At 60.2% G+C, this 21,881-nt stretch carries 20 protein-coding genes; 10 read left to right on the top strand and 10 right to left on the bottom strand.

Annotated elements, in window-relative coordinates; all coding sequences use genetic code 11:
- Positions 1-76: 76 nt before the first annotated feature.
- The 7 genes from M5B43_RS06895 to yccS all read left to right on the top strand — a co-directional run bounded on the left by M5B43_RS06895 (position 77) and on the right by yccS (position 10,516).
- Complete coding sequence (locus M5B43_RS06895; protein WP_248749391.1) at positions 77-1,519, top strand: TldD/PmbA family protein; 1,443 nt, start codon at positions 77-79, stop codon at positions 1,517-1,519.
- Positions 1,519-2,835: a TldD/PmbA family protein gene (locus M5B43_RS06890; protein ID WP_248749390.1), complete on the top strand. Its 1,317-nt coding sequence runs from the start codon at positions 1,519-1,521 to the stop codon at positions 2,833-2,835. Before M5B43_RS06895 ends, M5B43_RS06890 begins: the two co-directional genes overlap by 1 nt.
- Before the next feature lie 220 nt (positions 2,836-3,055).
- A complete protein-coding gene (locus tag M5B43_RS06885) occupies positions 3,056-3,946 on the top strand; it encodes an alpha/beta hydrolase (protein ID WP_248749389.1) in 891 nt (296 codons plus the stop codon).
- Between the two features lie 34 nt (positions 3,947-3,980).
- The gene (gene mdtD, locus M5B43_RS06880; protein ID WP_248749388.1) at positions 3,981-5,408 is read left to right on the top strand and encodes a multidrug transporter subunit MdtD; all 1,428 of its coding nucleotides are present in this window, start codon (positions 3,981-3,983) and stop codon (positions 5,406-5,408) included.
- A 130-nt stretch (positions 5,409-5,538) separates the two neighbouring features.
- The gene (dbpA, locus tag M5B43_RS06875; RefSeq protein ID WP_232005461.1) at positions 5,539-6,876 is read left to right on the top strand and encodes an ATP-dependent RNA helicase DbpA; all 1,338 of its coding nucleotides are present in this window, start codon (positions 5,539-5,541) and stop codon (positions 6,874-6,876) included.
- Between the two features lie 58 nt (positions 6,877-6,934).
- Positions 6,935-8,113, top strand: a complete 1,179-nt coding sequence (locus M5B43_RS06870; RefSeq protein WP_248749387.1) for an NAD(P)/FAD-dependent oxidoreductase — start codon at positions 6,935-6,937, stop codon at positions 8,111-8,113.
- A 219-nt stretch (positions 8,114-8,332) separates the two neighbouring features.
- Complete coding sequence (gene yccS, locus M5B43_RS06865; protein WP_248749386.1) at positions 8,333-10,516, top strand: YccS family putative transporter; 2,184 nt, start codon at positions 8,333-8,335, stop codon at positions 10,514-10,516.
- Positions 10,517-10,597: 81 nt separating this feature from the next.
- Here the strand turns inward: yccS and M5B43_RS06860 are convergent, their stop codons facing one another.
- Entirely contained in the window at positions 10,598-11,335 is a 738-nt protein-coding gene (locus M5B43_RS06860; RefSeq protein ID WP_248749385.1) for a transporter substrate-binding domain-containing protein, read from the bottom strand.
- A gap of 198 nt (positions 11,336-11,533) precedes the next feature.
- Between M5B43_RS06860 and M5B43_RS06855 the strand changes: the two genes are divergently transcribed.
- The gene (locus M5B43_RS06855) at positions 11,534-11,986 is read left to right on the top strand and encodes a GNAT family N-acetyltransferase (protein WP_248749384.1); all 453 of its coding nucleotides are present in this window, start codon (positions 11,534-11,536) and stop codon (positions 11,984-11,986) included.
- A gap of 103 nt (positions 11,987-12,089) precedes the next feature.
- Here the strand turns inward: M5B43_RS06855 and M5B43_RS06850 are convergent, their stop codons facing one another.
- The 3 genes from M5B43_RS06850 to M5B43_RS06840 are packed head-to-tail and all read right to left on the bottom strand — an operon-like array spanning position 12,090 to position 15,052.
- Positions 12,090-12,386 carry a winged helix-turn-helix domain-containing protein gene (locus M5B43_RS06850; protein WP_248749383.1) on the bottom strand — a complete coding sequence of 99 codons (297 nt, stop codon included), beginning with the start codon at positions 12,384-12,386 and terminating at the stop codon, positions 12,090-12,092.
- 17 nt (positions 12,387-12,403) lie between these two features.
- Positions 12,404-12,904, bottom strand: coding sequence for a M48 family metallopeptidase (locus M5B43_RS06845; RefSeq protein WP_248749382.1), 501 nt, complete (start codon positions 12,902-12,904; stop codon positions 12,404-12,406).
- 42 nt (positions 12,905-12,946) lie between these two features.
- Complete coding sequence (locus M5B43_RS06840) at positions 12,947-15,052, bottom strand: EAL domain-containing protein (RefSeq protein ID WP_248749381.1); 2,106 nt, start codon at positions 15,050-15,052, stop codon at positions 12,947-12,949.
- Between the two features lie 310 nt (positions 15,053-15,362).
- Here M5B43_RS06840 and M5B43_RS06835 point away from each other — a divergent pair, with 310 nt between their 5' ends.
- Both M5B43_RS06835 and M5B43_RS06830 read left to right on the top strand, forming a co-directional pair.
- The gene (locus tag M5B43_RS06835) at positions 15,363-16,028 is read left to right on the top strand and encodes a polysaccharide lyase family 7 protein (RefSeq protein ID WP_248749380.1); all 666 of its coding nucleotides are present in this window, start codon (positions 15,363-15,365) and stop codon (positions 16,026-16,028) included.
- Positions 16,029-16,454: 426 nt separating this feature from the next.
- The gene (locus tag M5B43_RS06830) at positions 16,455-16,748 is read left to right on the top strand and encodes a fructose-bisphosphate aldolase (protein ID WP_248749379.1); all 294 of its coding nucleotides are present in this window, start codon (positions 16,455-16,457) and stop codon (positions 16,746-16,748) included.
- Between the two features lie 371 nt (positions 16,749-17,119).
- On the opposite strand, the gene M5B43_RS06825 is transcribed toward M5B43_RS06830, so the two are convergent.
- From M5B43_RS06825 to epd, 6 genes are all read right to left on the bottom strand, one after another.
- The gene (locus M5B43_RS06825; protein ID WP_248749378.1) at positions 17,120-17,380 is read right to left on the bottom strand and encodes a helix-turn-helix transcriptional regulator; all 261 of its coding nucleotides are present in this window, start codon (positions 17,378-17,380) and stop codon (positions 17,120-17,122) included.
- Between the two features lie 135 nt (positions 17,381-17,515).
- Positions 17,516-18,580, bottom strand: coding sequence for a class II fructose-bisphosphate aldolase (gene fba / locus M5B43_RS06820; protein ID WP_003177554.1), 1,065 nt, complete (start codon positions 18,578-18,580; stop codon positions 17,516-17,518).
- Between the two features lie 285 nt (positions 18,581-18,865).
- Positions 18,866-19,198, bottom strand: a complete 333-nt coding sequence (locus M5B43_RS06815; RefSeq protein ID WP_248749377.1) for an MliC family protein — start codon at positions 19,196-19,198, stop codon at positions 18,866-18,868.
- Between the two features lie 59 nt (positions 19,199-19,257).
- A complete protein-coding gene (locus tag M5B43_RS06810) occupies positions 19,258-19,485 on the bottom strand; it encodes a hypothetical protein (RefSeq protein WP_248749376.1) in 228 nt (75 codons plus the stop codon).
- A 29-nt stretch (positions 19,486-19,514) separates the two neighbouring features.
- Positions 19,515-20,678, bottom strand: a complete 1,164-nt coding sequence (locus tag M5B43_RS06805) for a phosphoglycerate kinase (protein WP_248749375.1) — start codon at positions 20,676-20,678, stop codon at positions 19,515-19,517.
- Positions 20,679-20,695: 17 nt separating this feature from the next.
- Complete coding sequence (gene epd / locus M5B43_RS06800) at positions 20,696-21,751, bottom strand: erythrose-4-phosphate dehydrogenase (RefSeq protein WP_248749374.1); 1,056 nt, start codon at positions 21,749-21,751, stop codon at positions 20,696-20,698.
- Positions 21,752-21,881: the final 130 nt, after the last annotated feature.

Here is a 21,881-nt window from a genome sequence, read left to right as displayed (position 1 = left end):
CTCTCCTTGATCAGCTCCCCAGCCCGGGCCTACTCTGTTTGCCTGCCCGCGCTGAGCCGCCCACAAGGAAGGCCCCATGTTCGAACACCACGCCACACTCAAAAAGCACTTCAGTGCCCTGCGCACCACCGCCGAGTTTTTCTCCCTGCGTTACGTACGCGAATCCGGCCAATACCTGTCGGTACGCAAGAACGTCGCCGAGCCGCCGCACCTGGGCCATGACGAAGGCGCTATGCTCACCGTGCGTCTCAACGGCGTGGAAGCTTATGCCGCGACCCACGATATTTCGCTGTCCGGCCTGCAAGCCGCCCTCGAGCGCGCCGAGCAGCAAGCCCGGCGGATTTTGCCCCACGCCCTGCTCGACCTGCGCCAGCAACCGGTGTCCAGCGACGTCGCCGACTACCTGTCGCCCGACCTCGACCAGCCCTTCCCGTCCCTGAGCGACTGCTACCAATTGCTCGGTGACGAATCCGCCGCCGTGCCCAAGGACGAGCGCCTGGCAACCTGGGAAGTCAGCCTTGGCACCACCCGCGTGGAACAGATCTACCTCAACAGTGCCGGCGCGCAATTGCGTCAGGCCCAGCGCTTTGTCTACCCCGGCCTGAGCGTCACCGCCTTCGACGGCAACGACAGCCAGACCCGCACCCTGGGCGGCACCAACTTCGGCCAACAAGGCAGCGCGAACGTGATTCGCCGCTTTGGCCTGGTGGGCGCCGCCAGCAAGGTGGCCGATGAGGCCCTGCAACTGCTGCTGGCGCCAAACACGCCCCAGGGCCCGCGCGATCTGCTGCTGATGCCGGACCAGATGATCCTGCAAATCCATGAATCCATCGGCCACCCTCTGGAGCTGGACCGTATCCTGGGCGATGAGCGCAACTACGCCGGCACCAGCTTTGTGAAGGCCAGCGACTTCGGCCACCTGCAATACGGCTCGCCCTTGCTCAACGTGACCTTCGACCCAGAGATACCCGAACAGCTCGCCAGCTACGGGCATGATGATGACGGCACGCGCGCCAGCAAACAGTTCCTGATCCGCAACGGCCTGCTGCTCAAGCCATTGGGCGGTGCGTTGTCGCAATTTCGCGCCAACTTGCAAGGCGTCGCCAACAGCCGTGCCTGCGGCTGGAACCGCCCGCCCATCGACCGCATGGCCAACCTGAATATCGAAGCCGCAGACAAGACCCAGGCCGAGCTGATCGGCGGTATCGAACACGGCATCCTGATGAGCACCAACCGCTCCTGGTCCATCGACGATGCGCGCAATAAATTCCAGTTCGGCTGCGAGTGGGGCCAACTGATCGAAAACGGCGAGCTCAAGGGCGTGGTGAAGAACCCCAACTACCGCGCCGTTTCCGCGCAGTTCTGGCGCAAGCTCAGCGCCGTCGGCGACGCCAGCACCTTCAAGGTCCTGGGTACGCCGAACTGCGGCAAAGGCGAGCCCAACCAGGTGATTCGCGTGGGCCATGCCTCACCCGCGTGCGTGTTCAGTGATGTCGACGTTTTTGGGGGAGATGCCTGATGAACGACTTCAAGGCACTGGTGGACTGGCTCAAGCAGGCCATCACCGACAAGGAACAATTTCATCTCGGCTTTGCTGCTGAATCGTCCGAGTTCGTGCGCTTCAACCACGCACGGGTACGCCAGGCCGGCCAGGTACAACAGGCCAGCCTGAGCCTCAAGTTGATCAATGATGGCCGCCACGCCGACCTTGGCATCACCCTGGCCGGCGAACCGGAACTGGACCGCCAGCGCCTCGCCGATGGCCTGCACCAGTTACGCCAGACCCTGCCCTTGCTGCCGCAAGACCCGTACTTGCTGCTCAACCACACAGCCTGGCAAAACCACAACGAACAACTGCGCCCGCTGCCGGAACTGGCGCACGTGCTGGAAGACATCAGCCAGGCCGCAGAAGGCGTGGACCTGGTCGGTTTCTACGCCGCCGGCCCGATCAGCCGTGGCTTTGCCAGTTCGGACGGTGCGTTCGGCTGGCACCAGGCCAATAGCTTCAACTTCGATTTCAGCCTGTTCCACGCCAATGGGGAAGCGGTAAAAGCCAGCTACGCCGGGCACACCTGGAACAGCGCCGAGTTCGCTGCGCGTTTTCAGCAGGCGCGCGAGCAACTGGCGTTTCTCGGTCGCCCGTTACACCCCCTGGCGCCCGGCCAATACCGCGCCTACCTTGCGCCGGCAGCGCTGGAAGAAATCATCGGCATCATTACCTGGGGTGGGTTTTCTGCCCAAGCGATAGCCAGCAAAGGCAGTTCGCTGCAAAAGCTCTATGCCGGTGAACAATCGTTGAGCCCGCTGGTGACGATCGATGAGCAGATCAGCGGCTCCCTGAGCCAGGCGTTTTCCACCGAAGGCTACCCGCGTGGTGATGTCACGCTGATCAGTGCAGGCACCGCCTGCGGCCAGTTGATCAACTCACGCAGCGCAGCCGAATACGGGCTGAGCACCAACGGTGCCAGCAGCGACGAGTCACCCAGCGCTTTGCAGATGGCGGCCGGCGACCTCGCCCAGGCCGATATCCTCAAGCAATTGGGCACCGGGCTGTACATCAGCAACCTGTGGTACTTGAACTACTCCGACCTGCCCGCTGCGCGCCTGACGGGCATGACACGCTTCGCCACGTTCTGGGTGCAAGACGGTGAGATCAAGGCGCCGGTGAGCACCATGCGCTTTGATGACAGCGTCTACAACTTGCTCGGTTCGCAGCTCGAAGCCCTGACCGCCGAGCGTGAACTGCTGTTGTCGGCCAGCACCTACAGCCAGCGCAACACCGCATCCAACCTGTTGCCGGGCGCCCTGGTTAAACGCCTGACCCTGACGTTGTAAATACCCCCCTGTGGGAGGGGGCTTGCCCCTCCCACATTGTCTTGTGCTGATTTCAGACATCTCGGTTTCGACCCGCCCTACCGTAAATTCTCTTCCTCCCAGTCTGCACGGGCAGCCTGTTGTCGTCTGCAAAAAACCTCGTTATAACGGTTAGTGGCACCACGCCACCTCACCCACGAGAGCATGACCTTGCCCGGGAAAGGCAAGCTGGAGCGTTGACATGAACCATGGAAGTTTTGTCATTGAAAGGCTGTTCAAGCACTACAACGTTCATGTTGAGCAACTAGGAAAGGATTCGGAAAAGAAGACCCTCTTGATGGTCAATGGGGCACTGTCCACCACGCGTTCATTCGCCCGTACCAGCAAATGCCTGGCCGAGCATTTCAATGTGCTGCTGTTCGACCTGCCGTTCTCCGGCTATTCACGCGAGCACAACACCGACCTCGACCTGGTGACCAAGGACGACGAGGTGCAAATGCTCCGCGCGCTGGTGGAGCGCTTTGAGGTCAACCATCTGGTGTCGGCCTCCTGGGGCGGCATCTCCACGCTGCTGACCCTGGCCCACAACCCGCCCTCCATCGAAAGCTCGGTGGTAATGGCCCTGGCGCCCAACCTCAACCAGGCAATGCTCGACTACGTGGAACGTGTGCGCGTGCTGATCGAGGCCGACGACAAATCTGCCGTCGGCCATTTGCTCAACGAGACGGTCGGCAAATACTTGTCACCGCGCCTCAAGCGCAATAACCATCGGCACCTGTCGACAATGGCCACTACCGAATACCGCCAGGCGCGTTTCCATATCCATCAGGTACTGGCACTGGGGGATGGCAACTACCTGCCGGCGCTCACCCAAATCGAAACGCCGGTGCATTTCCTCAACGGCGCACTGGATGAGTACACGCCGGCCGCCGAGGCCCGGCTGTTCAAACACAACGTGGGCCGCAGCAGCTTTGCCGTCGCCGAACATACCGGCCATTTGTTGGACTTGGAGTCCCGCGAGGCGGCGTTGGCGGTGCACCGTGCGCTACTGGATTTCTTGGTAGGAAAGCACGCAGCGTTATCAGATTTAGACGAACAGCCAGTGGGAAAAGGAGCGACGAATGGCGCATAATCGCGACACATAGCCTGCTAACAAAAGGGTTCCCATGCCAACTCGCGCCCCTCTCGATGCCAAGACCGCCCGCTGGCTCCCCTGGGTGGTGGCGATTGCCTTCTTCATGCAGTCGCTGGATGGGACGATTCTCAACACAGCACTACCGGCCATGGCCCGGGACCTCGCGGAAAACCCACTGCGCATGCAAGGCGTGATCATCGCCTACATGCTCACCGTCGCCTTGCTGATCCCAGCCTCGGGCTGGGTCGCCGACCGCTTCGGCACCAAAAAAATCTTCTTTGGCGCGATCATGCTATTCAGCATCGGCTCACTGCTCTGCGCCCTGTCCAGCAGCTTGACCATGTTGGTCGGCGCCCGGGTGATCCAGGGGTTGGGCGGCGCATTGATGCTGCCGGTCGGGCGTTTAGTCGTACTGCGTGCCTACCCTCGCTCCGAGCTGGTGCGAATCATGGGCTTCATTACCATTCCCGGCCTGCTCGGCCCGCTGCTTGGCCCGACCATGGGCGGCTGGATGGTGCAATACCTGACCTGGCACTGGATCTTCCTGATCAACCTGCCGGTGGGCATGATCGGCTGCTATGCCGTGTGGAAGCTGATTCCCGACCTGCGTGGCAGCGAGCGCACGCGCTTTGACAGCATGGGGTTTGTGCTGTTTGGCGCGGCGATGGTGCTGATCACCATCGCGATGGAAGGCTTGGGCGAACTGCACCTGCCGCACCTGCGCGTCATGCTGCTGCTGTTCGGTGGCCTGGCCTGCCTGGCGGCGTATTGGCTGCGGGCCGGGCATATCGATAGTCCCTTGTTTTCGCCGGTACTGTTCAAGACGCGCACCTTTGCCGTGGGCATTCTCGGGAACCTGTTTGCACGGCTGGGCAGCGGCGCCTTGCCGTTCCTGGTGCCGCTGCTGTTGCAGGTGGCGCTGGGTTATTCACCGTCGGAAGCCGGGATGAGCATGCTGCCGCTGGCGGCGGCGGCGATGTTTGCCAAATCCATCGCCCGTACGTTGATCGAGCGCCTGGGCTATCGCGTCGTGCTGACCGGCAATACGCTGTTGCTTGGCATCATGCTCGCCAGCATGGGCCTGGTCAGCGAACACACGCCCTACCCGCTGCTGCTGTGCATGCTGGCAGTGCTGGGAGCGATCAACTCCCTGCAATTTACCGCGATGAACACCGTGACCCTGATTGACCTCGACGACGCCCAGGCCAGCAGCGGCAACAGCTTGTTATCGGTGGTGGCGCAATTGTCCCTGAGCCTGGGGGTTGCCTGTGCCGGCGCACTGCTTGGCGGTTTTACCGCCGAGGCAGGCAACGACGGCGTGAGTACCGTGCTCGGCGCGTTCCAGTTGACCTTCCTCACGGTTGGCGTCATGGCCATGCTGGCTGCAGCGATCTTCCTCCAATTGTCGCCAACCGACGGTAAACGGACGGTCAGCCGCGAGCACGACCTTGAGCATTAACAAGCGTCTCGTCTAGAACTTGCAGGGAAAATCCCACGAGACTGGTACACTGCGCGACATTTTGTTTTGCAGAGCCAGTCCCGTGACTACCATCGCCACCGCTTTTAATACTTTGCCCCTGTCCGCCGCCATGCTGGCTAACCTCGACTCGCTGGGTTATGTCGAGATGACGCAGATCCAGGCGCAAAGCTTGCCGGTGATCCTCAAAGGGCTGGACCTGATTGCCCAGGCCAAGACCGGCAGCGGCAAGACCGCTGCATTCGGCATCGGCCTGTTGAACCCGATCAACCCGCGTTACTTCGGCTGCCAGGCCCTGGTGATGTGCCCGACCCGTGAGCTGGCCGACCAGGTCGCCAAGGAAATCCGTCGCCTGGCCCGGGCCGAAGACAACATCAAGGTGCTGACCCTGTGCGGTGGCGTGTCCCTCGGCCCGCAGATCGCCTCCCTGGAACATGGCGCCCACGTGATCGTCGGCACCCCGGGTCGCATCCAACAGCACTTGCGCAAGGGCTCGCTGGTGCTGGACGGTTTGAACACGCTGATCCTCGACGAAGCCGACCGCATGCTCGACATGGGCTTCTACGACGCCATCGAAGACATCATCAGCAAGACCCCGGCCCGCCGCCAGACCCTGCTGTTCTCGGCCACTTACCCGGTGAGCATCAAGCAGTTGGCCTCCAAGTTCATGCGTGCGCCGCAGCAAGTGAAAGCCGAGGCGTTCCACTCCGATGACCAGATCGAGCAACGCTTCTACGAGATCTCGCCGGAAGAGCGTATGGACGCCGTGACCAAGGTACTGGCGCACTTCCGCCCGGCCTCCTGCGTAGCGTTCTGCTTTACCAAGCAGCAAGTGCAGGAAACGGTCGATCACCTGACCGCCAAGGGCATTTCCGCGGTCGGCCTGCATGGCGACCTGGAACAGCGCGACCGTGACCAGGTACTGGCGATGTTCGCCAACCGCAGCACCTCGGTACTGGTGGCCACCGACGTTGCCGCCCGTGGCCTGGACATCGACTCGCTGGACATGGTGATCAACGTCGAGCTGGCCCGCGATTCGGAAATCCACATCCACCGCGTAGGCCGTACGGGCCGCGCGGGTGAGACCGGCATCGCGATCAGCCTGGTGGCGCCGTCCGAAGCCCACCGCGCCCAAGCCATCGAGCAACTGCAAAAGTCGCCATTGAATTGGGACCAGTTGGACAACCTCAAGCCGCAAAGCGGTGGCCCGCTGCTGCCGCAGATGAGCACCCTGTGCATCGCCGCCGGGCGTAAAGATAAAGTCCGTCCGGGCGACATCCTTGGCGCGCTGACCGGTGAGGCCGGCATCCCGGGCGCCCAGGTCGGCAAGATCGCGATCTTTGATTTCCAGGCGTTCGTGGCCGTGGAGCGCGGGATCGCCAAGCAGGCGTTGCAGCGTTTGAATGATGGCAAGATCAAGGGCCGATCGCTGCGCGTGCGGATCCTGTAACACGACCGTTAATCCATTTGACTGTATTTCAATTCAGAATTTGTATGAGGACGTGGCTGTGCGCTCGACCGAAGTTGTGATCATTGGCGCCGGCGCCGCAGGCTTGATGTGCGCGCTGACCGCCGCCGGGCGTGGGCGCAAGGTGATGTTGATCGACCATGCGAACAAGGCCGGCAAAAAGATCCTGATGTCCGGCGGTGGCCGCTGCAACTTCACCAATATGTACACGGAGCCGGCCAACTTCCTCTCGCACAATGCACACTTCTGCAAGTCCGCCCTGGCCCGCTATACCCAGTGGGACTTTATCGGGCTGGTGGCCAAGCATGGCGTGCCGTATCACGAGAAGAAGCTTGGCCAACTGTTCTGCGATAACAAATCCAGCGACATTCTCGGCATGTTGCTGGATGAATGCATCCAGGCCGGCGTGAGTTTGCACCTGGACACCTCGATCGTAGAAATCGCCAAAGTCGACGGCGGCTATCAACTCCAGACCACCTTGGGTGAGCTGCGCTGCGAATCCCTGGTGATCGCCACTGGCGGTCTGTCGATTCCGACCCTGGGCGCCACCGGTTTCGGTTATCAAGTGGCCAGGCAATTCGGCCATGAACTGTTGCCGACCCGCGCCGGGCTGGTGCCGTTCACCATCACCGACCAACTCAAGGACCTGTGCGGCGAGTTGTCCGGAACCTCGGTCGATTGCCTGGTCAGCTGCAACGACCAGAGCTTTCGCGAGAACCTTCTGTTTACCCATCGGGGCCTGAGCGGGCCGGCGATCTTGCAGATTTCCTCGTACTGGGAACCCGGCGACACCGTTGAAATCAACCTGCTGCCCGACCATGACGCCCACACCTGGCTGCAACAGCAGCAGGCCGAGCGCCCCAACAGCGAGCTGAAAACCCTGCTAGGGGAGATCTTCACCAAGAAGATGGCCAACCTGCTGGCGGAAACCTGGTTTGTGTCCAAGCCCATGAAGCAGTACACCCACGCCGAAATAGCCGATATCGCCCAGAAGCTGGGAAGCTGGCAACTGGTACCGGCAGGCACGGAAGGCTACCGCACGGCCGAGGTGACGTTGGGCGGAGTGGATACACGGGAAGTGTCGTCCAAGACCATGGAATCGCTGAAAAGCCCGGGCTTGTACTTCATTGGTGAAGTGTTGGATGTGACCGGCCACCTGGGCGGGTTCAATTTCCAGTGGGCCTGGGCGTCGGGCTACGCAGCCGCACAGTTTGTCTGACCCAATACAGTAAACAATGTGGGAGGGCGCTTGCTCCCGATGACGGTGTATCAGTAACAGATGTTCTGACTGACACACGGCCATCGGGAGCAAGCCCCCTCCCACATTTGATTTGTGGTGTATGCGCAATATTTTCGCGCACCGATGTGATCGCCACGCTTGCCGTGACGTCATTACTGGCTCAATTTAGCGGCATCGTCCCGGAAGACTCCAGACTTCATGTCATCGACCTCGTTCAAGCAGTCCATGCGGCGCCTGTGGGCGCTGGATAAATTCAGCTACAGCGTACGGGTATTCATCGCCCTCACCGGCAGCATGGCGCTGTGCTGGTATCAGGATGAAATGACGCTGCTGATCCCGCTGTTCCTGGGGATTATCGCCAGTGCGCTGGCCGAGACCGATGACAGTTGGCAAGGCCGGCTCAATGCCCTGGCAGTGACGCTGGTGTGTTTCAGCATTGCCGCGCTGTCGGTGGAGCTGCTCTTTCCCTACCCGTGGATCTTTGCGATCGCCCTGGCCCTGGCCAGTTTCGGCCTGACCATGCTCGGCGCCTTGGGCGAGCGCTATGGTGCGATTGCCTCGGCGACCTTGATTCTGTCGGTCTACACCATGATCGGCGTGGACCAGCGCGGCGGCGCCGTTACTGACTTCTGGCATGAGCCACTGCTGCTGGTAGCCGGTGCTGCCTGGTATGGCGCGCTGTCAGTGCTGTGGCAGGCGCTGTTCTCCAACCAGCCGGTGCAACAGAGCCTGGCGCGGTTGTTCCGCGAGCTGGGGCGTTACCTCAAGCTCAAGTCGTCATTATTCGAACCGATTCGCCAGTTGGATGTGGAAGCACGGCGCCTGGAATTGGCCCAGCAGAACGGCCGGGTCGTCGCCGCCTTGAACGCCGCGAAGGAAATCATCCTGCACCGCGTCGGCAATGGTCGGCCGGGTTCGAAGGTCAGCCGCTACTTGAAGCTGTACTTCCTGGCCCAGGACATCCACGAGCGTGCCAGCTCCTCCCACTACCCCTACAACGCCCTGGCCGAAGCCTTCTTCCACAGCGATGTGCTGTTCCGCTGCCAGCGCCTGCTGCGCCAGCAAGGCAAGGCGTGCCAGACCCTCGCCGAATCGATCCAACTGCGCCAGCCGTTCATTTATGACGACAGCTTCGCCGAAGCCTTGGGCGACCTGAACGCGTCCCTGGAACACCTGCGCATCCAAAGCAACCCGGCCTGGCGCGGCCTGCTGCGTTCGTTGCGCGCGTTGGCGGCCAACCTGTCCACCCTCGACCGCCTGCTCAGCGACGCCAGCAACCCTGACGCCCTGGCCGACGCCACCGACAGCAGCCTGCTGGACCGCTCGCCCCGCAACCTCAAGGAAATGTGGACGCGCCTGCGCACTCAGCTCACGCCGACCTCACTGCTGTTTCGCCATGCCCTGCGCCTGCCTCTGGCGCTGAGTATCGGCTACGGCATGCTGCACTTGATTCACCCGTCCCAGGGCTACTGGATCATCCTGACGACGCTGTTCGTCTGCCAACCGAACTATGGCGCCACCCGGCGCAAGCTCGGCCAGCGAATCGTCGGTACCGCCATCGGGCTCACCGTGGCCTGGGCACTGTTCGACCTGTTCCCAAGCCCACTGGTGCAATCGATGTTCGCCATTGCCGCGGGCCTGGTGTTCTTTATCAACCGCACCACCCGCTACACCCTGGCCACGGCGGCTATCACCTTGATGGTGCTGTTCTGCTTCAACCAGGTGGGTGATGGTTATGGGCTGTTCCTGCCACGCTTGTTCGATACCTTGCTCGGCAGCTTGATCGCGGGCCTGACGGTGTTCCTGTTCCTGCCGGACTGGCAGGGCCGTCGCCTGAACAAAGTGCTGGCCAACACCTTGACCTGCAACAGCATCTACCTGCGCCAGATCATGCAGCAATACGCCGCCGGCAAGCGCGACGACCTGGCGTACCGCCTGGCCCGGCGCAACGCGCACAACGCCGATGCAGCGCTGTCCACTACCCTGGCCAACATGCTGATGGAGCCGGGGCACTTCCGTAAGGAAGCCGATGTGGGTTTCCGCTTCCTGGTGCTGTCGCATACCCTGCTCAGCTATTTGTCGGGGCTGGGCGCGCATCGCGAAACCCTGTTGCCCGCCGAAGTGCGTGAGCATCTGATCGACGGTGCCGGCAACACCCTGGCGGCGAGCATCGACGAGATCGCCACCGGACTGGCCAACAAACAACCGATTGCGATTCAGAGTGATGCCGAAGAAGCCTTGGCGGCAGAGCTGGAGCAAATGCCGGATGAGATCGATGAGGGGCAACGATTGGTGCAGACGCAATTGGCGTTGATCTGTCGCCAGTTGGGACCGTTGCGCACGTTGGCGGCGCATCTGATCAAAGACACCCGCGCGGCGTAGACCGCTATCGGGAGCAAGCTCCACATGAAAATGCACTCAACTGTGGGAGGGGGCTTGCCCCCGAAGAGGCCCGCAGGATCACTACATCCCATGCTCTTTCATTAACTGCGCATAACTGCCGTCGGCCTTCATCTTGGCAATCTCGCGATCAAAGCCGGCGACGATCTGCGCGTGATCAGGGTTCTTCAAGCTGACCAGGATATGCAGGCTGTTCTCGCTCAGCGGCTTGTCCAAGAACTCCACGGCATTGCGCACCCGGGGCGACTCGCGCGCCAGGTAATAACGCGCCACATATTCATCCTCCAGCGTCAGCCGTACGCGCTGCGCCGCCAGCATGCGCACGGCCATGGCGAAGTTATGCACAGGCACTTTCTGCAACTGCGTGTCTTGGTCAAATGCCGCCGAATAGGCATAGCCACGCACCACGGCGATGGATTCGTCGCGCAGTTGCTCCAGGTTCTGATAGTCGATGGGATCGTCGCGGCGCTTGATAAAGCGCACGCGGTTAAGCAGGTATTCGCCAGAAAACTGCCCCAGCTGCGTGCGCGCATCGTCGTACCAGGCATTGATCAACACGTCGTAGCGCCCATCGCCCACGCCCATCAGCGCACGGGCCCAGGGCACCTGTTCGAAGTCACTGGCGTACCCCGCACGAGCCAAGGCCGTGCTGACGATATCAGTGGCCAGCCCGCCATTCATCAACGTGGCATCGGTAAACGGTGGCCAGGCATCCGCCACCAGACGCAGACGTTGTGCTAACGCCGGCTGGGCCAGCAACAACACTGCGATCAAAGCAACGGCACGAGAAAATCGCGGCATGCTCAAAGTCCTTGGCGGGCAGGCGATGGCCTGATAACAGTAGCTCATCAATGAGCTTGCATTGCAGATTACACAAAGAAGCCAGTGGCGCATGCATAGAATGATGGCAAATTGACGCCATTCACAAAAATCCGGTTTTTAGACAGCAGCGCCCGCCGCGCTTACTATCCATGACCAGTCTTTTTAAGAGCACACATCATGACGGTTGATTGGGTCTGCAAACACCACGACGACTTGGGCAAGGAACAGCTATACGCCATCCTGCAGCTGCGCAGCGAAGTGTTCGTCGTCGAGCAAAAATGCGCTTACCAAGACATTGATGGGCAGGACCTGGCAGGTGATACCCACCACCTGATGGCTTGGAAAGACGATGCCCTGGTGGCCTACCTGCGATTACTGGACCCGGAGTCCCAGGGCGGTGATGTGGTGATCGGCCGCGTGATCGTTGCACCAACGGCACGGGGTACCGGACTGGGACACCAGATGATGATCGAGGCGCTCAAGCGTATTGAAGATATCTGGCCGCAAATGCCGATCTTTCTGTCGGCCCAGGCGCATTTGCAGGGCTATTACGGTCGGTACGGGTTTGTGGTGGCCGGGGAGGAATACCTGGAAGACGATATTCCCCATATTGGTATGCGCCGAGCTTGAGGGCCTCATCGGGAGCAAGCCCCCTCCCACACTTGAATGTATTCACAGATCAAATGTGGGAGGGGGCTTGTCCCCGATGGCGCCAGTCCAGCCACCCCCTGTTTCAGGGGTAACCCAACACTTGCTTGATCGACGCAAGATGGGCCGCGATCCACCCGCGATCAATCGCCCCCCAGTCACGAATTCGATAATGCCCGGCGTGGTTGCGGGCACCGTCTTCCTGTTCGAACTCGCACACGATGTCCAGGTCGGCCAACGCCGCAATTGTGTCCTGCGCGGTGCGCCGAGGCATGCCGGTCGCCTCGGTGAGCGCCGGGACGCTGCTGGCCAATTGGCTATCAATCAAATACGCCACGTACAGGCGGCGGTAGAAACTGCTTTTGGTCTTGCTCACATCCATGGTCAGTCGCCTTGTGGTTAGGGCTTGCCCTGCAAATCGCGATAGGTGAGGTAGACCCGCAGGTCGAATTCCACCTGATGGTAGCCCGGCATCATGTATTGGCAGAGTTTGTAGAACGCCTTGTTGTGGTCCGACTCCTTGAAGTGTGCCAGCTCGTGCACCACGATCATGCGCAGGAACTCGGGCGCAGCCTCCTTGAACAGCGAAGCGATGCGAATCTCTTTCTTGGACTTGAGATTGCCGCCCTGCACGCGGGAAATCGTGGTGTGCAAACCGAGCGCGCGATGGGTCAGGTCCAACCGGTTATCGAACAGCACTTTGTCGATAGACGGTGCGTTACGCAGGTGTTCCTGCTTCAACGCCAGGGCATAACTGTACAGGGCCTTGTCGCTCTGCACGGCGTGGCGTTCGGGGTAACGCTGCTCCAGGTACGCACCCAACTGGTCCTTGGCGATCAGCTGGCGTACTTGCTCCTGGAGCGTAGCGGGATAAGCCTGGAGGTATTTCAACGCGGTCATGGGGGCTGCAACGCAATTCGGACGGACGCCAGTGTAGCGAATTCACAGCACCCGAGGGTACGACCAGCCGACGACGTCCTCGGCCATCAACGGCGCCGCCGCCCACGCGCCCTGGATAAACGAGCAGCCATTGGCCTTGAGCCACTTTGATTGTTCAAGGGTTTCCACGCCCTCGGCAATCACCAGCACATCAAAATGCCCGCACAGTTGAATAATGCTCCGCGCCATCGCCGCATCCCGCGTCGAACCTGGCAGACGGGCCACCAGTTGCGGGTCCAGCTTGAGGGTGTCGAACTCCAGGTCGCGCAAATGGGCCAGGGAACAGTGGCCTGAGCCAAAGTCATCCAGCGCAATACGCACCCCAATCTGACGCAGTAGCTTGAGCTGTTTGGTGGACTCCACAAGGTTACTCATCAGGCAGTCTTCACTGACTTCGACCTCCAACTGCCGCCCCTGCAAGCCATGTCGTTCAAGTACCTGCTGCAACTGACTCGCCAAGTTGGGCATATTGAACTGGCTGCTGCTCAGGCTCACGCTCAACACCAGCGCATTATCGAACGGGGCTTGCCAAGCTTGAAGCTGGGCAGCGACTTGCTGGTAGATCCATGTACTCAACTGGCTGATCAGCCGCGCCTCTTCAAGCAGTGGCAAAAACAAACCCGGCGGCACATCGCCGACACTCGGATGCTGCCAGCGCAATAGCGCCTCGACGCCCCGCAAACGCCCATCCTCCAGCGATACCTGGGGCTGGAACACCAACGTGAAATCCTTGTTGTGAATTGCCGTGCGCACGCTGTCTTCAAGCATCAGGCGCGAGCGGGCACGGCCGTTCATTTCCTGATCGTAATAGCGATACTGCTGACGGCCCGCGCGCTTGGCCTCGTACATGGCGATGTCCGCCGCGCGCAACAGGCCACTCAGGTCGGAACCACAATCGGGAAACGTCGCAATGCCGATGCTGGCCCCCAGCATCACATCCAAACCGTCCACCTGTTGGCACACAGACACCCGCTCGATCAGCTTTTCCGAGATCTTCGCGGCCTGCTCCGGAAACTCCAGCGCCAGCAAGGCGGTGAACTCGTCCCCGCCCATGCGCCCGAGAATATCGTAGGAACGCAAACACGCCTGCATTTGCTCGGACACCCAACGCAACACACGGTCGCCGGCATCGTGGCCCAAGGTGTCATTGACCCGTTTGAAGCCATCGAGGTCCAAGTACAACAACACCAGCGACTGCTCATTACGTTCACTGCGCAGCAGGGTGTTCTCCACGGCCTGGTAAAAACCACGCCGGTTGAGCAGCCCGGTCAATGGGTCGGTAACCGCCTGGAACTCCAGTTGCTGGTGCAGGTGGCGCACCTCGGACATGTCCAGCACGGTCACCACCATCGCCTTCTGCTCGGCGGGCAAAGGTGCGCAAGACAAAGCCACAGGCACCTGTTGGCCGCGACCCGTACGTAGAATGGCGTCATGCTGGCGCCAGGTATCACCCCTGCGATACGCCTCGTACATCGGGAACCCCAGCCACGCAGGCACATGAGGTTTCTGCAGGAAACTCAAGAAGCTCTCACCCTGCAATTCCGCCATCGTGGCGTTGAGCAGCCGTGTCATGGCCGGGTTGGCGTACTGGATCACGCTGGCCTCGCCTACCACCAGAATGCCCTCGGCGGCGTTGTCCAGCACCGAAGCATTAAAGGCGCGGGCCAGCTCCAGGTCGTGGCTCAAACGCTGCAAGGCGCGGCGATTGCGCTGATGCTCCAGCAACGCCTGCACCTTGGGCTTGAGGATATGCGGGTCAAAGGGCTTGAACAGGTAATCGATCGCGCCACTGGCATACCCTTCGAGCACGGCGGCGGGCGACTGGGCGTTGGCCGTGAGAAAGATAATCGGCGTCATGCGCGTACGCTGGCTGCCACGCATCAGGCGCGCGACCTCAAAGCCGTCCATGCCCGGCATGCGCACGTCCAGCAAGACCAGGTCGACCTCATGAGCCAGCAGTAATTCCAGGGCTTCCAGGCCGGAAGCAGCGGTTATCACGCGCCAGTCTTCGCGCTGCAACAGCGCACGCATGCTGACGAGGTTTTCCGGGTAGTCATCGACCACCAAAAGAATCGAACTTCCATCACCGGGTTGTGGAGCGCAATCCATGCTACGTCTCTTCCTTGAGGGGCTGCACCGGTCACCTCTAATACTAAAACCGGACAAACACTGAGGGCTCACTCTAGCCCCGGTTCTAAAAAAGCAGAAGTGACGTGAATGCCATCCAAGCACCAAAGCCCAGGTAGCCGACTAACGGTCTAGCGCCAGAGGCCACGGCCCACGGGAAACATGGCTTTTTGGCATTCCTCTGGCGCCAATAATTTGCCAATCCCCGTTTAACATCAGGCGGTGTACCGCCTATAAAGAACCTGTACAGCCCTCGGGCTAAAGCCTTCACCCTCTGTAAAAGGCCAACACCATGATCGACCTTTCCACCTGGAACCTGAGCATTCCGGTCGGTTCTCCGCCCACCACCATCGACACCCCAAAGCTGCTGAGCGGCTTTAACGACCAATACTTCCAGGCCGAAGGCAGCAACGTGCAATTCTGGACACCCGTGACCGGCACCCGCACCGAAAACGCCATCTACCCGCGCAGCGAACTGCGCGAAACCTATGCTGACGGTCGCCTGCGCAACTGGACTTACGCCGAAGCCAACAACTTCCTGCGCGCCACCGTGGCGGTTAACCAGGTGCCCTCCAGCGGCAAAGTGGTCATCGGCCAGATTCACGCCTATGACAGCCAGAAACCCCTGATCAAGCTGGAATACCAATTCAAGGAAAAGACCCAGACCGGCAATATCATCGCCAAAGTGCGCATGCGCCCGGATGACGGCGAAGGCCGCACGGTCACCGTCGCCTCCAATGTGCCGCTCAATAAAAGCTTTACCTACGTGATCAACCTCAACAAGGCCGGGCTGCTCAATGTGTATGCCGCAGACGGCGAGTGGAACGAGCGCATTGGCGCAGCGTGGGGGGCAAAGCCGCTGTACTTCAAGGCGGGGGCGTATGTACAGGACAACAGGGGGGACAGCAAGGAAGGCGCGAAGGTGACATTTGCGAAGTTGGATATTGATCACGAGTAAATGGATTGGCCTATTCTGAGTAGGCAACGTCCGATAAGCACGAGGATCATTCACCGATAGATCCAGACGATCAAATCCCCTGTGGGAGGGGGCTTGCTCCCACACTTGTTTTGTGTGGCCTGAGGGGCCGGTGTTGGTCCTACAGGACCGTTGCGGCCAGTCAATTCGCCGCTTATAGTTCGCCCCGTCGCTGGCTGAACAGCGATAGGGTTTCGCAGCCCTAACGATACGTGTGTAACCAAGCATCATGAATACAACGATGAGCGCTTCGGCGCCCGTCGTCTGTTTTATGGTGGCTGTGTGTGGGAGACCTTCGGGTCTGCCGGGTTCCTCGTATCCTCGGTCTGCGAACCCGCACACAGCTACCACCCAATTCGTTTCGCAGCGAATAGCGGTAGTCCTTTTCAGATACGAGGAATACTTGCCATGACCCAACAGCTTCCACCCCGCCGCTTTAGCCCCTGCACGGAAACCGCCACCGACTACCCCGTGCTGTTGATCGACAGCGAAGCCCCACTGCCCGACCTCCACGCCTGCCTGCGCGAACGCCTCAACGCCGCCCTCGAACACCTCAACCTGATGGCTTGCTCCAGCCTGCCGGACTTTGCCGAGCGCGACCTTAACAACGTGGCCAATACCGCCCGCATTCTGGTGCAGGACGTGAGTGATGTGTTTCGAGTGATTGAACACCGTGGATTCGATATACCCGTCGCCGTCTGATCCCAACGACAAAAAACCCGCATTCGTGCGGGTTTTTCACAGACTTCAGTGCAACGGTTTTACCACCGGTCTGCGTCGCATAGCCGGTGTCACCGAGTCGTGAAGCGCCATGGTACGGCCTGCGTCCCACTCCTTCTGCATCGTTGAAAAAAGCTCGGTATCAATACGCGCCCTATGCGCACTCAGCGCCTGGGACATGGCTTGGGCGATGCGTTCAATAATGATGCCAGGGGCTGCGATACCACAGTGCTTACGCCCAAACTCAATCAGTTGTTGACGATCGGGGTACGCCTTCACCGAAGGAAAATTGCGATCCTTTGGACAGTTCGCCGCTAATGCCTTGGGGAGTAGTGACGTTGAGCCTTTTGATCTTACTCATCGTGCTCTATCAGTTCGGCAAGCGATTTGAGATCAATACGCCGATCAACCACTTCCAGGGCCATGCCTAGCGCAGTAATCGCCCTGAAGGCGGTGTACAGCGCGACATTTTCCCCTGCCTCAAGGTCGATGATGGTCTTGCGACTGCACCGCGCTTTTTCCGCGAGTTGCTGCTGGCTGTACTGCTTCGCCCGGCGTAGTTGCCTGAGCCGCTCGCCAAAAGCTGGAGGGGTCGTGATGAGCAAAAATGTCACCTATATCGAACTTTTAACTAAATTAATCTGATGATGTCCCTTATGACGGACATTTCAATTACCTTACGCCTGGAGAAATAGGCACCCACAAAAAAGCCCACATCGCTGCGGGCTTCTTTGTTAGACGCTTGAGGCTCAGTTCACCTTAGCGTTCAACTCACCTTTCAAATACCGCTGGTACATCGCTTCCAACGAGATCGGTTTGATCTTCGAAGCATTACCGGCAGTGCCAAACGCTTCATAGCGAGCGATACACACATCACGCATCGCCGTCACGGTAGCGCCGAAGAATTTACGTGGGTCAAATTCACTCGGGTTGGTGGCCATCAGGCGACGCATTGCGCCGGTGGACGCCAGGCGCAGGTCGGTGTCGATGTTGACCTTGCGCACGCCGTATTTGATGCCTTCGACGATTTCTTCAACCGGTACGCCGTAGGTTTCTTTGATGTCGCCGCCGTACTGGTTGATGATCGCCAGCCATTCCTGCGGTACCGAGGAAGAACCGTGCATCACCAGGTGGGTGTTAGGGATGCGCTTGTGGATTTCCTTGATACGGTCGATGGCCAGCACGTCACCGGTAGGTGGCTTGGTGAACTTGTAAGCGCCGTGGCTGGTGCCGATGGCGATGGCCAGGGCATCAACCTGGGTCTTCTTGACGAAGTCAGCGGCTTCTTCCGGGTCGGTCAGCATCTGGCTGTGATCCAGCACGCCTTCGGCGCCGATGCCGTCTTCTTCACCGGCCATACCGGTTTCCAGCGAACCCAGGCAGCCCAACTCGCCCTCAACCGAAACACCACAGGCGTGAGCCATGGCTACCGTTTGCTGGGTCACGCGTACGTTGTACTCGTAGTCGGTCGGGGTCTTGCCATCTTCGCCGAGGGAACCATCCATCATCACCGAGCTGAAGCCCAGTTGGATGGAGCGCTGGCACACGTCAGGGCTGGTGCCGTGGTCCTGGTGCATGCACACCGGGATATGTGGGAATTCTTCGATCGCGGCAAGGATCAGGTGACGCAGGAATGGGGCACCTGCGTATTTGCGCGCACCGGCCGAAGCCTGGACGATCACTGGGGAGTCGGTCTTGTCAGCGGCTTCCATGATGGCGCGCATCTGCTCAAGGTTGTTGACGTTAAAGGCTGGGACGCCGTAGCCGAACTCGGCTGCGTGGTCCAGCATTTGACGCATGCTGATAAGTGCCATTGTGTTATCTCTCCCGGTCGAGGGTCGTTAATCGTGCAAGCCTGCCGTAGCGGCGGCTGCTATTCAAGTTATTGCAGATCAAGGGGTTGAACCTTGTACTGCTGAATCGTTATTGCTGATGTAGCCGACTCAAATTCCAAGTTGAAACCGAATCAATGTGGGAGGGGCGGTACGACGATTCGACTTGCTCCCGATAGCGGTCATCCTGACACCTGTGTGCTAGCTGACACTCTGCAATCGGAAGCAAGCCCCCTCCCACATTTGGATCTCATCAAATGTGAAATCTTATTGGGCTTTGCAGCCGCGCCCGATCAAATCATCGGTGGCAACCCAGTAAACCAGGCCCTCCTCACCTTTGGTGTGAAACGCCAACTGGTCGTTGCTGTACAACACGCCCGAAGCCGCCACGTCCTGCTTGAGGCGGTAAACATGGTCCGAACCGCCGAGGCGGACATCCACCTCGGTGCGGGCCTGATTAGCAAAGCGCCAGTTGACCTCGGCCTTGCTGTCGCAGGTCCAGGTGGTCCACTTATCGGCAGGCTCTGCCTTATTGAACATGTTCATGCTGCTGCAGCCGGCCAACAAGGCCAATGCTGCCAGGGCGAAAACGCCTTTCATTGCCAATCCTCGCAGGGCGGCCAGAGCCGCCAATGCTGTCGGTTAATGGATCAGACCCGTCATGGGCAACCCTGTTCCTGACCGTTGGGCGCGGAGTCGTATTTCTCCAGCCGTTCGGGGCCGATGCGCTTGTTGATCACCGGCATGGTCTCGGCTTGCCAATCGGCCTGGTAGCAGCTCTTTTTCAGCGCAGCCTTTGCTTTACCGGCCTCGGGCGCCGCACTTGGCGTGCTGCCGCAACCGGCCAACAGGCCCGCCGCAATCACCAGTGCCAACGACTTGATCATGGGAATACTCCTTTTCCGGATCACGAGCCTTAGCCTTTGGCTCGGGTTTCCAATACTTCTACGGCCGGCAGGACTTTGCCTTCGACGAACTCAAGGAACGCGCCACCACCGGTAGAAATGTAGGAGATCTGATCAGCAACGCCATATTTATCGATCGCAGCCAGAGTGTCACCGCCGCCAGCGATGGAGAATGCCGAGCTTTCAGCAATGGCGTGGGCCAGTACCTGGGTGCCGTTGCCGAACTGATCGAATTCGAACACGCCAACCGGGCCGTTCCACAGAATGGTCTTGGACGACTTCAACAGTTGCGCGAAGTGGGCCGCAGTTTGCGGGCCGATATCCAGGATCATGTCGTCAGCGGCCACGTCAGCGACGAGCTTGACGGTGGCGGCGGCGCTTTCAGCAAACGCTTTGGCAACGACCACGTCCACCGGCAACGGCACGCTGACCTTGGCGGCGATGGCGCGAGCGGTGTCCAGCAGGTCCGGCTCGTACAGGGACTTGCCCACCGGGTGGCCTGCGGCGGCCAGGAAGGTGTTGGCAATGCCACCGCCGACGATCAGTTGGTTGCAGATCTGGCTCAGGCTATTGAGTACGTCCAGCTTGGTGGACACTTTGGAACCGGCAACGATGGCGGCCATGGGTTGCGCAGGAGCGCCCAGGGCCTTGCCCAGCGCATCCAGCTCAGCGGCCAGCAGCGGGCCAGCCGCCGCCACCTTGGCGAACTTGGCCACGCCGTGGGTGGAACCCTCGGCGCGGTGCGCGGTGCCGAAGGCGTCCATCACAAACACGTCGCACAGCGCCGCATATTGCTGGGCCAGTTCGTCGCTGTTCTTTTTCTCGCCCTTGTTGAAGCGCACGTTTTCGAACAGCACGATATCGCCGGCCGCAACAGACACGCCGCCCAGGTAGTCTGCAACCAATGGCACGTCACGGCCCAGGGCCTTGCTCAGATATTCAGCCACAGGCTTGAGGCTGTTTTCGGCGCAGAACTCACCTTCGGTCGGGCGACCCAGGTGGGAGCAGACCATCACGGCCGCGCCTTTTTCCAGGGCCAGCTTGATGGTCGGCAGCGAGGCCAGGATTCGCGCATCGCTGGTGACAACACCGTCCTTGACTGGGACATTGAGGTCTTCGCGAATCAGTACGCGCTTACCTTGCAGATCGAGGTCGGTCATCTTCAACACGGTCATGGGTCGCAGTTCCTGAATTACTGTTGAGGTTGTTTAGAAGCAATGTGCAGATAGTGTTCGGCAACATCCAACATGCGGTTGGCAAAGCCCCATTCGTTGTCGAACCAGGCCAGGATGTTCACCAGCCTCGGGCCGGAAACGCGGGTCTGGCTGGCATCGACAATCGCCGAATGTGGGTCATGGTTGAAATCACAGCTGGCATGCGGCAACTCGGTGTAGGCCAACAAGCCTTTGAGCGGGCCGCTGGTGGCGGCGTCGCGCAAGATCCGGTTGACCTCCGTCGCATCCGTGTCGCTGACGGTTTGCATGGTGATATCCAGGCAGGACACGTTCACCGTCGGCACCCGTACGGCTTTGGCCTGGATTCGCCCGGCAAGTTCCGGCAACAGACGCTCGATGCCACGCGCCAAGCCGGTGGACACCGGAATCACCGACTGGAACGCCGAGCGTGTGCGGCGCAGGTCTTCATGGTGATAGGCGTCGATCACCGGCTGGTCGTTCATGGCCGAGTGAATGGTAGTGATCGACACGTAATCCAGGCCGATCGCCTGATCCAGCAGGCGCAACAGCGGCACGCTGCAGTTGGTGGTACACGAAGCGTTGGACACCAGCCGCTCATCGCCGGTCAGGCAATCCTGGTTGATGCCGTAGACGATGGTCGCGTCGACATCCGCCTCGCTGGCCATCGGCTGGGAAAACAACACACGCGGTGCGCCGGCGTCGAGGAATCGCTGGCCGTCGGCACGGGTGTGATAGGCACCGGAGCATTCCAACACCAGGTCGACGCCCAGCGCCGCCCAGTCGATGCCCTCGGGGGTGGAACTGCGCAACACCTTCACGCAGTCGCCATTAATATGCAGACAATCACCGTCGACTCGCACTTCACCGGGGAACCGGCCGTGGGTGGAGTCAAAGCGTGTCAGGTATTCGATGCTGGCCATGTCGGCCAAATCGTTGATCGCAACAATTTCAAACCCGGCCGCCGCCCCTCGCTCGAACAGAGCACGCAAGACGCAACGACCAATGCGGCCGTAGCCGTTGAGTGCAACTTTGTAGGGACGCGGTAGAGGCATGGGGTTCTCGATTACCAATGGATAATGGGGTGAATGTGCCGCCGCCTTCGCGAGCAAGCCCGCTCCCACATTAGATTGCATTCCAATGTGGGAGCGGGCTTGCTCGCGAAGAGGCCGGTACAACCACCCC

The organism is Pseudomonas sp. MWU15-20650 (assembly GCF_023242475.1).
Classification (GTDB): domain Bacteria; phylum Pseudomonadota; class Gammaproteobacteria; order Pseudomonadales; family Pseudomonadaceae; genus Aquipseudomonas.
Note: the sequence above shows the minus strand (reverse complement) of the source record. Positions and strands in the feature narration are given on the sequence as shown.

Excerpts from the sequence above, each read along its gene's own strand:
- M5B43_RS06895 (WP_248749391.1), top strand. The coding sequence starts at position 77 with ATGTTCGAACACCACGCCACACTCAAAAAGCACTTCAGTGCCCTGCGC.
- M5B43_RS06890 (WP_248749390.1), top strand. The coding sequence starts at position 1,519 with ATGAACGACTTCAAGGCACTGGTGGACTGGCTCAAGCAGGCCATCACC.
- M5B43_RS06885 (WP_248749389.1), top strand. The coding sequence starts at position 3,056 with ATGAACCATGGAAGTTTTGTCATTGAAAGGCTGTTCAAGCACTACAAC.
- mdtD (WP_248749388.1), top strand. The coding sequence starts at position 3,981 with ATGCCAACTCGCGCCCCTCTCGATGCCAAGACCGCCCGCTGGCTCCCC.
- dbpA (WP_232005461.1), top strand. The coding sequence starts at position 5,539 with ATGCTGGCTAACCTCGACTCGCTGGGTTATGTCGAGATGACGCAGATC.
- yccS (WP_248749386.1), top strand. The coding sequence starts at position 8,333 with ATGTCATCGACCTCGTTCAAGCAGTCCATGCGGCGCCTGTGGGCGCTG.
- M5B43_RS06860 (WP_248749385.1), bottom strand. The coding sequence starts at position 11,335 with ATGCCGCGATTTTCTCGTGCCGTTGCTTTGATCGCAGTGTTGTTGCTG.
- M5B43_RS06855 (WP_248749384.1), top strand. The coding sequence starts at position 11,534 with ATGACGGTTGATTGGGTCTGCAAACACCACGACGACTTGGGCAAGGAA.
- M5B43_RS06850 (WP_248749383.1), bottom strand. The coding sequence starts at position 12,386 with ATGGATGTGAGCAAGACCAAAAGCAGTTTCTACCGCCGCCTGTACGTG.
- M5B43_RS06845 (WP_248749382.1), bottom strand. The coding sequence starts at position 12,904 with ATGACCGCGTTGAAATACCTCCAGGCTTATCCCGCTACGCTCCAGGAG.
- M5B43_RS06840 (WP_248749381.1), bottom strand. The coding sequence starts at position 15,052 with ATGGATTGCGCTCCACAACCCGGTGATGGAAGTTCGATTCTTTTGGTG.
- M5B43_RS06835 (WP_248749380.1), top strand. The coding sequence starts at position 15,363 with ATGATCGACCTTTCCACCTGGAACCTGAGCATTCCGGTCGGTTCTCCG.
- M5B43_RS06830 (WP_248749379.1), top strand. The coding sequence starts at position 16,455 with ATGACCCAACAGCTTCCACCCCGCCGCTTTAGCCCCTGCACGGAAACC.
- fba (WP_003177554.1), bottom strand. The coding sequence starts at position 18,580 with ATGGCACTTATCAGCATGCGTCAAATGCTGGACCACGCAGCCGAGTTC.
- M5B43_RS06815 (WP_248749377.1), bottom strand. The coding sequence starts at position 19,198 with ATGAAAGGCGTTTTCGCCCTGGCAGCATTGGCCTTGTTGGCCGGCTGC.
- M5B43_RS06810 (WP_248749376.1), bottom strand. The coding sequence starts at position 19,485 with ATGATCAAGTCGTTGGCACTGGTGATTGCGGCGGGCCTGTTGGCCGGT.
- M5B43_RS06805 (WP_248749375.1), bottom strand. The coding sequence starts at position 20,678 with ATGACCGTGTTGAAGATGACCGACCTCGATCTGCAAGGTAAGCGCGTA.
- epd (WP_248749374.1), bottom strand. The coding sequence starts at position 21,751 with ATGCCTCTACCGCGTCCCTACAAAGTTGCACTCAACGGCTACGGCCGC.